9 protein-coding genes and 1 tRNA gene are annotated in these 12,085 nt (G+C 70.1%); 8 read left to right on the top strand and 2 right to left on the bottom strand.

The annotated features are described in order from the left end of the window. Positions 1–2: 2 nt before the first annotated feature. Together IFU30_RS18670 and IFU30_RS18665 are read right to left on the bottom strand one after the other, a co-directional pair. A complete protein-coding gene (locus IFU30_RS18670; RefSeq protein ID WP_192006675.1) occupies positions 3–671 on the bottom strand; it encodes a 4'-phosphopantetheinyl transferase family protein in 669 nt (222 codons plus the stop codon). Between the two features lie 55 nt (positions 672–726). Beyond that, positions 727–801, bottom strand: a tRNA-Arg gene (locus IFU30_RS18665). A gap of 90 nt (positions 802–891) precedes the next feature. Between IFU30_RS18665 and IFU30_RS18660 the strand changes: the two genes are divergently transcribed. The 8 genes from IFU30_RS18660 (at position 892) to prfA (ending at position 12,034) form a co-directional block, all read left to right on the top strand. Next, a complete protein-coding gene (locus IFU30_RS18660) occupies positions 892–1,725 on the top strand; it encodes a transglutaminase-like domain-containing protein (RefSeq protein ID WP_086473968.1) in 834 nt (277 codons plus the stop codon). Positions 1,726–1,783: 58 nt separating this feature from the next. Continuing rightward, the gene (locus IFU30_RS18655) at positions 1,784–3,454 is read left to right on the top strand and encodes an arginine--tRNA ligase domain-containing protein (protein ID WP_192006673.1); all 1,671 of its coding nucleotides are present in this window, start codon (positions 1,784–1,786) and stop codon (positions 3,452–3,454) included. Between the two features lie 103 nt (positions 3,455–3,557). After that, the gene (locus IFU30_RS18650; RefSeq protein WP_192006671.1) at positions 3,558–4,325 is read left to right on the top strand and encodes an LmeA family phospholipid-binding protein; all 768 of its coding nucleotides are present in this window, start codon (positions 3,558–3,560) and stop codon (positions 4,323–4,325) included. Positions 4,326–4,648: 323 nt separating this feature from the next. Next, a complete protein-coding gene (lysA, locus tag IFU30_RS18645; protein WP_192006669.1) occupies positions 4,649–6,055 on the top strand; it encodes a diaminopimelate decarboxylase in 1,407 nt (468 codons plus the stop codon). Further along, a complete protein-coding gene (locus tag IFU30_RS18640; RefSeq protein WP_192006667.1) occupies positions 6,052–7,371 on the top strand; it encodes a homoserine dehydrogenase in 1,320 nt (439 codons plus the stop codon). The genes lysA and IFU30_RS18640 overlap by 4 nt, the downstream gene beginning before the upstream one ends. A gap of 65 nt (positions 7,372–7,436) precedes the next feature. Further along, positions 7,437–8,393, top strand: coding sequence for a homoserine kinase (gene thrB / locus IFU30_RS18635; protein WP_124769594.1), 957 nt, complete (start codon positions 7,437–7,439; stop codon positions 8,391–8,393). Positions 8,394–8,625: 232 nt separating this feature from the next. Further along, positions 8,626–10,845, top strand: a complete 2,220-nt coding sequence (gene rho / locus IFU30_RS18630) for a transcription termination factor Rho (RefSeq protein ID WP_124769593.1) — start codon at positions 8,626–8,628, stop codon at positions 10,843–10,845. Between the two features lie 109 nt (positions 10,846–10,954). Beyond that, positions 10,955–12,034, top strand: coding sequence for a peptide chain release factor 1 (prfA, locus tag IFU30_RS18625; protein WP_071262434.1), 1,080 nt, complete (start codon positions 10,955–10,957; stop codon positions 12,032–12,034). The last annotated feature ends 51 nt before the right edge of the window (positions 12,035–12,085 follow it).

Genomic DNA, 12,085 nt, shown 5'->3' with positions numbered 1-12,085 from the left:
GGTCAGGGGAGCAAGAGGGCCGTCGCGACGACGAATCCCGGCACGGACTCCGGGTGGTCGACGACGAAGCGGTGGCCCGCGGTCTCGGTGACGTGTGGTGCGGCATCCGGCCCGAGGTCGATCGTCGCTGGATCGGTCATGAGGCCCGTACCGAGGGCCTTCGTCACGGCCTCCTTCGCCGTCCAACGCTCGGCGAGCGCCCGGAGGCGTCGTCGGTCCGGCAGCCGCTGCCACTGCTCCCGTTCCGCGGGGGTGAGGGCGACGTCCGCGACGCCGGCGAACCGGGCCGCGTCGAGCCGTTCGACGTCGACACCGACGGGGTGCTCGATCGACACCGCCACAGCGGAGGCGTCGGTGGTGTGGGAGACGCTCACGTGGACGGTCCGGTCACCCGTGTGCACCCGTGGTCGTCCGTGCGCGAGACCGCAGTCCGGGCAGACCGCCATGACCTCGATCCGCTCGGGGTCGGTGCCGATCGTCTCCGCGACGGTGCGCACGAGCAGTGCGCGACCGAACAGGAACCGACGGGCCGCGGTCGCGGACGAGGTGTCGAGGCGGTCACTGGCGGACGCGTCCAGCCGGGCGGCCGTGCCGGCGAGGTCGAGCTCAGCCGCGCTGGCCCAGTGCAGGAAGCGGACCGTCGGCTGCGGGAGGGGATCGGCTCGGTGCATGGCCCCCGCGTCCCGGAGTCGGAGCGATGCGAAGCAGGACCTCGCGAGATGGTGATGGTGCCCTCGACTGGATTCGAACCAGCGACTTCTTCCTCCGGAGGGAAGCGCTCTTCCGCTGAGCTACGAAGGCGGAACGTCTCCAAGCTACCAGAGTCGGGACCCACGCCGGTACCGGAGGCGTGCGGGATCCGCGTCGCCCGTCGCGTGGAACAATGAGGTCATGCAGCGCACCCTGACCGCGTCGCTCGATCTGCGGGTGCACGATCGAGCCGACCTCATCTTCTCCATCGCTGCAGCCGGCGGCACCCCGCTGGCGAGTGAGCGACTGCAGGTGCACTCCTCGGACGGCCCGTGCGCGGTCACCGAGATCGTGGGTCCGGACGACACACGACTCCACCGGGTCATCGCCGAGCCCGGCCGGTTGCAGGTCGACTACGAGGCGGTGGTCGTCGGGCAGGCCGTGCCGCGTCCCGTGGACGCCTTGGAGACCGTGACCTACCTCCGTCCCAGCCGGTACTGCGAGTCGGACGCGCTGTTCTCGCTCGCGCGTTCCGAGCTCGGCTACCTCCTCGAGCACCGTCGCCTGCACGAGGACGGTACGGTGTCCGGCGGTCTGCAGGTGCTGCCATGGGTGGCTGCCTGGGTCGGACGCCACCTCTCCTACGTCTCCGGCTCCACGACCGTGTCGGACAGTGCGGTGTCGACCCTCGCCGCGGGGCGTGGCGTGTGCCGGGACTTCGCGCACCTGACCATCGCGATGCTGCGGGCGCTCGACATCCCGGCCCGGTACGCCGCGGTCTACGCCCCGGGTCTCGTCCCCATGGACTTCCACGCGGTGGCCGAGGGCTTCGTCGACGGCGCCTGGCACGTGGTCGACGCGACGGGCCTGGCTCCCCGGCAGTCGCTCGTCCGCATCGCCACCGGACGCGACGCCGCGGACGTGGCCTGGTTGAGCAACCATCACGGCAACGTGACCGTCGAGGACATGCGGATCGACGCCCTGATCGACGTCCTGCCCGCCGACGACCCGGCGCAGGCGGTCGTGCTCGCCTGACAGTCGCCCCGAGGCCGCCGTGTCACCGGTGCGACGCGCCCGGGTAGAATCGCTCCTCGTGACTCCTGAAGACCTCGCCTCCGCCCTGCACGCCATCGTCGTTCCGATCGTCGAACGACGACGCGAGGCGGCGGGCATCACCGACGAGGTCGCGGTGTCGGTCGACGACGTGGTGCTGGAGCGTCCGAAGAACCGCGATCACGGCGACTGGGCCTGCAACATCGCGATGAAGCTCGCGAAGCGGGTGGGGGCGAACCCGCGCGAGCTCGCGCAGGAGTTCGCCGACGCGCTCGTGCAGGTCGACGGTGTCGCCTCGGTCGAGGTCGCCGGTCCCGGGTTCATCAACGTGCGCCTCGACGCCGCTGCCGCGGGTGCGCTCGCGAAGGTGATCGTCGACGCCGGTGACGCGTTCGGTCGCAACGACAGCCTCGCCGGTCAGACCATCAACATCGAGTTCGTCTCGGCCAACCCGACCGGCCCGCTCCACATCGGCCACACGCGCTGGGCCGCGCTCGGTGACTCCCTGGCCCGCGTCCTGAGCGCGTCCGGTGCGACGCTCGTCAGCGAGTACTACATCAACGACGCCGGCAACCAGATGGACACCTTCGCGGACTCGATCCTCGCCGCGGCCAAGGGGGAGCCGACCCCCGAGGGCGGCTATCCCGGGGCGTACATCGGCGACCTCGCGAAGACCGTGCTGGCCGAGATCCCCGACCTCCTCGAGCGTCCGGACGCCCGTGAGGTCGCGCGGGAACGCGCCTACGCCCTGCAGCTCGGTGAGATCCGCGCGTCCCTCGAGCGCTTCAACGTCCACTTCGACGTCTGGTTCAGCGAGCGCACGCTGCACGCGACGGGCGAGGACGGCACGAGCCTCATCGACCAGGCCGTGGACCGCTTGCGCGAGCAGGGGCACGTGTTCGACGAGGAGGGCGCCGTCTGGGTGCGCACGACGGACTTCGGCGACGACAAGAACCGCGTCATCCGTCGCTCCAACGGCGTCTACACCTACTTCGCCGCCGACGCCGCGTACTACCTGAACAAGGGCGACCGCGGCTTCCAGCACAAGATCTACCTGCTCGGTGCCGATCACCACGGGTACGTCCACCGGTTGAAGGCGCTCGCTGGCGCGGCCGGAGACGACCCGGACCGCGACATCGAGGTGCTCATCGGGCAGCTCGTGAGTGTGAACGGCGCCCGACTCTCCAAGCGGGCTGGCAACATCATCGAGCTGGACGACCTGCAGGCCTGGATCGGTACGGACGCCCTGCGGTACTCGCTCGGTCGCTACCCGGCCGATTCGCCGTTGGCCCTCGACCCGGAGCAGCTCCGCAGCCGGACGAACGACAACCCCGTCTTCTACGTCCAGTACGCCCACGCCCGCACGAACTCGGTGGCGCGCAACGCCGCCTCGGCCGGGGTCGACCGCAGCGCCTTCGCTCCGGAGCTGCTCGTCCACGAGACGGAGTCGGCGCTCTTCGGCGTCCTCCAGGAGTTCCCGCGGATCGTCGCGCAGGCCGCACAGCTGCGCGAGCCGCACCGCGTCGCCCGGCACCTGGAGGAGACCGCGAGCCTGTACCACAAGTGGTACGACAGCTGCCGGGTCGTCCCGATGGGGGAGGAGCCGGTCACCGACCTGCACCGCACGCGCCTCTGGCTGAACGACGCGACCGGCACCGTCATCCGCAACGGGCTGGCGCTCCTCGGCGTCTCCGCGCCGGAGCGCATGTAGCTTCCCCGCAGCGGGAGATCCGCGCGAGCGCAGGACGGTTCCTCGGGAACGGTCCTGCGCTCGCGGCGTCCTCCTGCCGACGACGGTTCGCTACCCTCGGAACATGAGTGAGCAGCAACCGTCGGGTAAGCGCAGGCGTCCCTGGCTTCCGATCGTCATCGTCGTCGGGGTGCTCGTCGTCCTCGTCGGCGCGTTCCTGATCGCCGACGCGATCGTGCGCGGTGTCGCCGAAGAGCGCGTCGCGACGCAGATCGAGCAGAGTCTGCCCGACAACGTCGACGCGGACGTCGCCGTGTCGATCGGCGGTGCCTCGGTCATCGCCCAGTACCTCACCGGAACGTTCGAGCACGTCGACCTGCGTGCACCGGACGCGAGCGTCGACGGCGTCCCGCTGGACCTCCGGGTCAGCGCGGACCGGGTCCCCCTCGACCCGCAGCAGACCATCGGTCGGGTGGTGGCGACCATCAGGATCGATGCCGCCGGAGCGGCGGACCTCGCCAAGACGGCCGGGCTTCCGGGCACGCTCACCCTCGGCGACGACGAGATCGGGTACGCGGGTGAGGCGACCGTCCTCGGGTTCACCATCCCGTACGACTTCTCCGTGGCGCCGACCACCACGGCCGACCGCGTGAACCTCATGCCGACGTCCGTGAACGTCGACACCGGCCTCCTCGGCGTCATCGACCTGCGGGCGCTCGTGACCGGCTTCCTGCAGGGCGACCCGCCGAGCATCTGCGTCGCCCAGTACCTGCCCGAGGGGGTCGACCTCGATGGACTCGCAGTGACGCCGGAGGCGGCGACCGCCACCCTGACCTCGACGACGCTCCGCCTCGACGAGGCGTCGCTGCAGACGCTCGGCAGCTGCGACTGAACCTCGCCCCGCCACCCGGCGGCGGAGGGGAGCAGGCCACCCGACGTCACGATGCTGCACGGGCACGCGCGTCTCGCTAGACTTTCCACACACCCACTGCTCCGACCGGGCGGTGAGGTGTGCCGTCGGGCCCTCCGGCCCGTGTTCCACCTCAGTCGTTCCAACCGAGCGGCGATGGGTGCGGACGACCGGGATCACCAACCACCGGGCCGTGCGCATCCACCTTCATCGGTGCTCTACAAATCGGTGCTTCAGGGGCCAAACCGGGTCCGCTCGCCCAACGAGAACCTCCTTTTCCGCTCAACAGGACTCAGGACACCCCCGTGGCCAGAAACCCCCTCGCCCCCGACTGGCTCGCCGAGCCCGTCGATCCGAACGCGCTCGATCCAGCCGTGTGGCCGGCATCGGCCGCCCGCGACACCGACGGCCGCCTGCAGCTCGGCGGCGTCGACGTCCGCACGCTTCAGGAGCGCTTCGGCACGCCGCTGTACGTCGTCGACGAGGACGACGCCCGGGCCCGCGCCCGCACGCTGCGTGAGGCGTTCGAGCGTGAGGCGGCCGCCCGCGGCACGAGTGTCGCCGTCTACTACGCGGGGAAGGCGTTCCTCTCGGCCGAGGTCGCGCGGTGGATGACGGCGGAGGGCCTCCGCATCGACATCTGCAGCGGCGGAGAACTCGCCGTCGCACTCGCCGCCGGAACCGATCCGGCCCAGCTGGGCTTCCACGGCAACAACAAGTCGGTCGCGGAGATCGAGCGAGCCGTGGGCGTCGGGATCGGCGCCATCGTGCTCGACAGCCTCACCGAGATCGACCGCGTCGCCGCAGCGGCCGAGCGCGCCGGCCGGGTCCAGTCGGTGCGTCTGCGCGTGAACAGCGGCGTCCACGCCCACACGCACGAGTACCTCGCGACCGCCCACGAGGACCAGAAGTTCGGCCTGCCGCTCGAGGACGCCGTCGACGCCGTCACGCGCATCCGGGCCCACGCCTCGCTCGACTTCCTCGGACTCCACTGCCACATCGGCTCGCAGATCTTCGGGTCCGACGGGTTCGCCGAATCCGCCGCCCGCCTGCTCGCCGTGCACGCGCGCCTGCTCGAGGGCGGCCCCGTGCCCGAGCTCAACCTCGGTGGCGGCTTCGGGATCGCCTACACCAGCGCCGACGACCCGACGCCGATCGAGCAGCTCGCGGCGGACATCCTCGCCGGAGTCCAGGCTGCGGCAGACCTCCACGGCGTCCGGATCCCGAAGCTCGCCTTCGAACCGGGACGCGCGATCATCGGCGGCGCAGGCATCACGCTCTACGAGGTCGGCACGATCAAGGACGTCGTGGTCGCCTGGAACGACGAGGGCGAGACGGCCGTCCGCCGCTACGTCAGCGTCGACGGCGGGATGAGCGACAACGCGCGGCCGTCGCTGTACGGCGCGGACTACACGGTCCGGATCGCCGATCGCGTGAGCGACGCGCCCCCCGCGCTCGTCCGGATCGCCGGCAAGCACTGCGAGTCGGGCGACATCGTCGTGAACGCCGACTACCTGCCGGCGGACGTCCGCGACGGCGACCTCCTGGCCGTCCCCGCGACCGGGGCCTACTGCTGGTCCCTCGCGAGCAACTACAACTACCTCGGTCGCCCGGCCGTCGTCGCCGTGTCGGGTGGCGCGGCCCGCGTCATCGTGCGGGGCGAGACCGAGCACGACCTCCTCAGCCGCGATGCGGGATTGGACACGGAATGATCGAATACCGCGGACTGAAGGTCGCCCTCCTGGGTGCCGGATCGGTGGGCTCGCAGGTGGCGCGTCTGCTGCTCGAGCACGCCGACGAACTGGCGTCCCGAGCCGGAGCGAGCCTCGAGCTCATCGGCATCGCCGTGCGCGACGTCGACGCACCTCGCGACGTCGACCTGCCGAACGAGCTGTACACGACCGATGCCGAGCAGCTCATCCTGAGCGCCGACATCGTGATCGAACTCATCGGCGGCATCGAGCCGGCGCGCAGTCACATCCTGCAGGCCATCAACGCCGGTGCCGACATCGTCACCGCCAACAAGGCGCTGCTCGCGACCCACGGCCCTGAACTGTTCGACGCGGCTGAGCAGGTCGGCGCCCAGCTGTACTACGAGGCGGCCGTCGCCGCGGCGATCCCGATCATCCGACCCCTGCGGGAGAGCCTTGCAGGCGACCGCATCAACCGGGTGCTCGGCATCGTCAACGGCAGCACGAACTACATGCTCGACCGGATGGACCGCTTCGGCGACACGATGGAGGACGCGGCAGCCGTCGCGAGCGAGCTCGGGTACCTCGAGGCCGACCCGACCCTCGACGTCGAGGGCTACGACGCGGCGCAGAAGGCGACCATCCTGGCGAGTCTCGCCTTCCACACCACCGTCCCCGTCGAGGCCGTCCACCGTGAAGGCATCACCGGGATCACGAAGGCGCAGGTCGACCTCGCCCGCAGCGAGGGCTACGTCATCAAGCTGCTCGCGATCGCCGAGCGGATCGTCGACGAGACCACCGGCGAGGAGGGCCTGTCCGCCCGCGTCTACCCGGCGCTCATCGGTCGGGAGCACCCGCTCGCCGCGGTGCACGGCGGCAACAACGCCGTCTTCGTGGAGGCCGAGAACGCCGGGAGTCTGATGTTCTACGGCGCCGGCGCCGGTGGCAAGGAGACCGCCTCCGCGGTGCTCGGCGACCTCGTCTCGGCGGCCCGTCGTCACGTCGCCGGCGGCCCCGGTGTCGGCGAGTCCACGCACGCCGACCTGCCGGTCCTCGAGATCGGCCGCGTCACGACGCGATACCAGGTCACCCTCGAGGTGGCCGATGAACCCGGCGTGCTCGCCGCGGTCGCTGGGATCCTCAGCGACGGCGGTGTCTCGGTCGAGACCTTCCAGCAGTCCGTGGCCTCCTCGGACGGGACGCTGTCGACCGCTACCCTGGTCATCGGCACCCACCGGGCGCTCGAATCGGCCCTCGCGGCCACGGTCGAGCAGCTCGCCTCGAACGCCCACGTCGAGCGGGTCGTGTCCGTGCTCCGGGTCGAAGGAGCCGAGTAGGTGCCGAACCGCAGGACCACCGACCGCGTCGCTCGCCGACCTCTCACCAGATTGCAGGCATCCCTATGAGTCACACCGAACCGCTTGCGATCGGACGCACCGTCACCGTGAAGGTGCCGGCGACCACCGCCAACCTCGGCCCCGGCTTCGACACGCTCGGTCTGGCGCTCGCCCTGTACGACGAGCTGACTGTCACGGTCCGCGAGGAGCCTGGCGTGTTCGTGGAGGTCATCGGTGTCGGCGCCGGCGAGGTGCCGACCGACGCGTCCAACCTCGTGATCACCGCGATCGCACATGCTCTGCGTGCCTACGGCCACGACCTCCCCGGTCTCGACGTCGTCGCGCGGAACGTCATCCCGCATGGCCGCGGCCTCGGTTCCTCGGGCGCCGCGATCGTCTCCGGCATCATGGCGGCGAAGGGGCTCCTCGAGGGTCGGGTCGAGCTCGGACCGGACGACCTCCTCCGGCTCGCGACGGAGATGGAGGGTCACCCCGACAACGTCGCTCCGGCGCTGTTCGGCGGCCTGACGATCGCGTGGACGACGGACGACGGCCCGCAGCACAAGAAGCTCATCGTGCATCGCGGGGTCTCGCCGCTCGTGCTCGTCCCCGAGCACACGATGTCCACGGAACTCGCCCGCAGCCTGCAGCCCGCCAACGTGCCACACGCCGACGCGGCGTTCAACGTCTCGCGTTCGGCGCTCCTCGTCGCCGCGCTCACGCAGAGCCCGGAGCTCCTGCTCGCGGCCACCGAGGACCGGCTCCACCAGAGCTACCGCGCCGCCGCGATGCCCGAGACGAACACCCTCATCACGGTGCTGCGCGAGCACGGGTTCGCCGCCGTCGTGTCCGGCGCCGGTCCGTCGATCCTCGTGCTCGCGGACGATCCCGGACGACGCCTCGAAGCCACTGCGCTGGTCGCCGAGCACGCCACCACGCCGTGGCAGTCGCTCATGCTCGCGGTCGACTTCAAGGGTGCTACAGTGGGAGGGCACCCGGCCCACCCCGCCTCTTCGGCGTAACCGGCTTCCGGGGCAATTCCGCACAATCATCGCTTTCGCACCAATTGATCGCGTCTGTTCGGGTCCCACCGTGTTTCCATCCTGCTGAGCAGCGCTCCGCCGGGTCGTCGCACCGGGCTATCCGCACAGGCTCTGCGTCGTGTGAACATCACCCACCCGCCGCACAGGATTCCGGTGCGATCGCCGCCTGCGCGAGACAGCTCTGTCTCGACGCAAGGGAAGGAAGACACACGTGACAGACGTCAACGAAGGCGCCTCAGGCGTCTCGCTGGATGCCGACCCGAAGACGCTCAAGGTCGCCGACCTGCAGCGTCTCGCCGCCGCTCTCGGAGTGGCCGGAGCTTCGAAGCTCCGCAAGGGCGAGCTGGTCGAAGCCATCCAGAACATCCAGAACAGCACCGACACCGACACCGACGCCGCGGCTACCGAGACCGCCGACGTGATCGAGTCGGTCTCCGCGCTCGAAGTCGCGCCGGAGGCACCGGTGCAGTCCAAGCTGCCCGAGCTCGACCTCGCGCTCGACCAGGCCTTCGGTGCCGAGAAGGCGGCCCCGCCGGCGCGACGCAAGTCCCGCCGGGCCACGACGGCCACCGTCGCCCCGAACGCGACCCCGATCGTCGGCGCCCCCGTCGTCGAGGCACCGGCTGCGCCGGCTGCAGCGCCCGCCCCGGTCGAGGCCGAGGCACCGTCCGCTCCGGCCGACGCGGCTCCCGCCGAGCAGTCCGATGACGCTGCCGCGACCGCCGAGTCGCCGAGCGCCGACGAAACGACCCCCGAGCAGACGCCGAGGCGTTCGCGCGGCAACCGCCGTGGTCGCGGACGCGATCGCGACCGCAACGCCGACGACGCCGAGCAGAACACGGCTGAGCAGGGCACCGGCGAGCAGGCCGGCGGCGAGCAGAACCGCGCCGCACAGAACGCCTCCGAGCAGGACTCGAACGACGACGCCGCGAACACGGACGCCGACGACACCCAGGACGGCGAGCAGCAGGACGGCCAGTCGTCCGGCGGGCGCCGCGGTCGTGGCCGAGGCCGCAACCAGAACAACGGTGGCCAGAACAACGGCAACCAGAACAACGGTGGCCAGAACGCCGACGGCGGCCAGAAGGCCGACGCCAAGCAGGAGCAGCAGGGGCAGAACCGCGGCAACCAGGGCGGTCAGGGCAACCAGGGCGCACCGGGCGACGACTCCGAGGGTCGTGGCGGCCGCAGCCGCTACCGCGACCGCAAGCGTCGCGGATCCGTGCAGAACGACGACGTCGAGCCTGAGATCGCCGAGGACGACGTCCTCATCCCGGTCGCCGGCATCCTCGACGTCCTCGACAACTACGCCTTCGTGCGCACCTCCGGCTACCTCCCGGGCACCAACGACGTCTACGTCTCCCTCGGCCAGGTGAAGAAGTACCACCTGCGCAAGGGTGACGCCGTCGTCGGGGCCATCCGTCAGCCGCGCGACAACGACAGCAGCAGCCGCCAGAAGTACAACGCGATCGTCAAGGTCGACTCCGTCAACGGCCTGTCCGTCGACGAGGCCGGCGCCCGCGTCGAGTTCGGCAAGCTGACCCCGCTGTACCCGCAGGAGCGCCTCCGTCTCGAGACGGAGCAGACGAAGCTCACGCAGCGCATCATCGACCTCGTCGCACCGATCGGCAAGGGCCAGCGCGGCCTGATCGTCGCCCCGCCGAAGGCCGGGAAGACCATCGTCCTGCAGCAGATCGCCAACGCGATCTCGATCAACAACCCTGAGGTCCACCTCATGGTCGTGCTGGTCGACGAGCGTCCCGAAGAGGTCACCGACATGCAGCGCACGGTGAAGGGTGAGGTCATCGCCTCCACCTTCGACCGTCCGGCCGAGGACCACACGACGGTCGCCGAACTCGCGATCGAGCGCGCCAAGCGTCTCGTCGAGCTCGGCCACGACGTCGTCGTGCTGCTCGACTCGATCACGCGTCTCGGTCGTGCCTACAACCTGGCCGCACCCGCCTCGGGTCGGATCCTCTCCGGCGGTGTCGACGCCGCGGCGCTGTACCCGCCGAAGCGTTTCTTCGGTGCCGCTCGCAACATCGAGAACGGCGGATCCCTCACGATCCTCGCGACCGCGCTCGTCGAGACCGGTTCCAAGATGGACGAGGTCATCTTCGAGGAGTTCAAGGGCACCGGCAACTCGGAGCTCCGGCTCTCGCGCCAGCTCGCCGACAAGCGGATCTTCCCGGCCGTGGACGTCAACGCGTCCTCGACCCGCCGCGAGGAGATGCTGCTCGCCCCCGACGAGGTCAAGGTCACCTGGAAGCTGCGTCGTGCCCTCGCCGGCCTCGACCAGCAGCAGGCCCTCGAGGTCGTCCTCGGCAAGCTGAAGGAGACCACGTCCAACGTGGAGTTCCTCGTCCAGATGCAGAAGTCGATGCCCGCACCGACCTCGCACAGCCACGGACACGAGAACAACCACCGCTAGCGGTCCCGACCGACCCCATCCGTACCCGCGCCGCACTGGCATCGGGAACGGGTGGGGTCGGTCCCGTTTCGCCCCCGGTGCCGCATGATGGTGATGAAGGAAGAGAACGATGTTCGAATCAGTTGAGACGCTCGTCGCCGAGCACAAGGATCTCCAGGATCAGCTCGCCGACCCGGCGGTCCACGCCGACCCCGCACGGTCGAAGAAGATCAACCGCCGCTACGCCGAGCTGTCGAAGATCATCGCGGCCTACCACACCTGGCAGGCGACGCAGGAGGACCTCGACGCCGCCCGGGAACTCGCCAAGGAGGACGAGGCGTTCGCCGAGGAGGTGCCGGTGCTCGAAGAGCTGCTGGTGACCAACCAGGAGAAGCTCCGCCGTCTGCTCATCCCGCGCGACCCCGACGACGGCCGCGACGTCATCATGGAGATCAAGGGTGGCGAGGGCGGCGCCGAGAGCGCGCTCTTCGCCGCCGACCTGCTCCGGATGTACCTGCACTACGCGGAGTCCAAGGGGTGGAAGACCGAGCTCCTCGAACGCACCGAGAGCGACCTCGGTGGATACAAGGACGTCCAGGTGGCGATCAAGTCGAACGCGACCGACCCGTCGCAGGGGGTCTGGGCGCACCTCAAGTACGAGGGCGGCGTGCACCGCGTGCAGCGCGTCCCGGCCACCGAGTCCCAAGGCCGCATCCACACCTCCACCACGGGTGTCCTCGTCTTCCCCGAGGTCGATGAGCCGGAGGAGGTCGAGATCAGCCAGAACGACCTGAAGATCGACGTCTACCGGTCGAGCGGCCCCGGCGGTCAGTCGGTCAACACCACGGACTCCGCGGTGCGCATCACCCACCTGCCGACCGGCATCGTGGTGTCGATGCAGAACGAGAAGAGCCAGCTGCAGAACCGTGAGGCCGGCATGCGTGTGCTCCGCGCTCGCATCCTCGCGCGTCAGCAGGAGGAGCAGGCGGCACTCGACAGCGCTGCCCGCAAGACGCAGATCCGCACGATGGACCGCTCCGAGCGCATCCGCACCTACAACTTCCCCGAGAACCGCATCGCCGACCACCGGACCGGGTACAAGGCGTACAACCTCGACGGCGTCATGAACGGCGCGCTCGGGCCGATCATCGAATCAGCGATCACCGCCGATGAGGAAGCGCGCCTGGCCGACATCGGCGACCAGGACTAGCACTCGAAAGCGCAGTCGTGGTCGTCATCCCGCTCGGATGACGACCACGAC

It is taken from the genome of Plantibacter sp. CFBP 8798, from assembly GCF_014841195.1.
Lineage (GTDB): Bacteria > Actinomycetota > Actinomycetes > Actinomycetales > Microbacteriaceae > Plantibacter > Plantibacter auratus.
This window is presented reverse-complemented; position numbering and strand designations above follow the sequence as displayed.

Excerpts from the sequence above, each read along its gene's own strand:
- IFU30_RS18670 (WP_192006675.1), bottom strand. The coding sequence starts at position 671 with ATGCACCGAGCCGATCCCCTCCCGCAGCCGACGGTCCGCTTCCTGCAC.
- IFU30_RS18660 (WP_086473968.1), top strand. The coding sequence starts at position 892 with ATGCAGCGCACCCTGACCGCGTCGCTCGATCTGCGGGTGCACGATCGA.
- IFU30_RS18650 (WP_192006671.1), top strand. The coding sequence starts at position 3,558 with ATGAGTGAGCAGCAACCGTCGGGTAAGCGCAGGCGTCCCTGGCTTCCG.
- IFU30_RS18640 (WP_192006667.1), top strand. The coding sequence starts at position 6,052 with ATGATCGAATACCGCGGACTGAAGGTCGCCCTCCTGGGTGCCGGATCG.
- thrB (WP_124769594.1), top strand. The coding sequence starts at position 7,437 with ATGAGTCACACCGAACCGCTTGCGATCGGACGCACCGTCACCGTGAAG.
- prfA (WP_071262434.1), top strand. The coding sequence starts at position 10,955 with ATGTTCGAATCAGTTGAGACGCTCGTCGCCGAGCACAAGGATCTCCAG.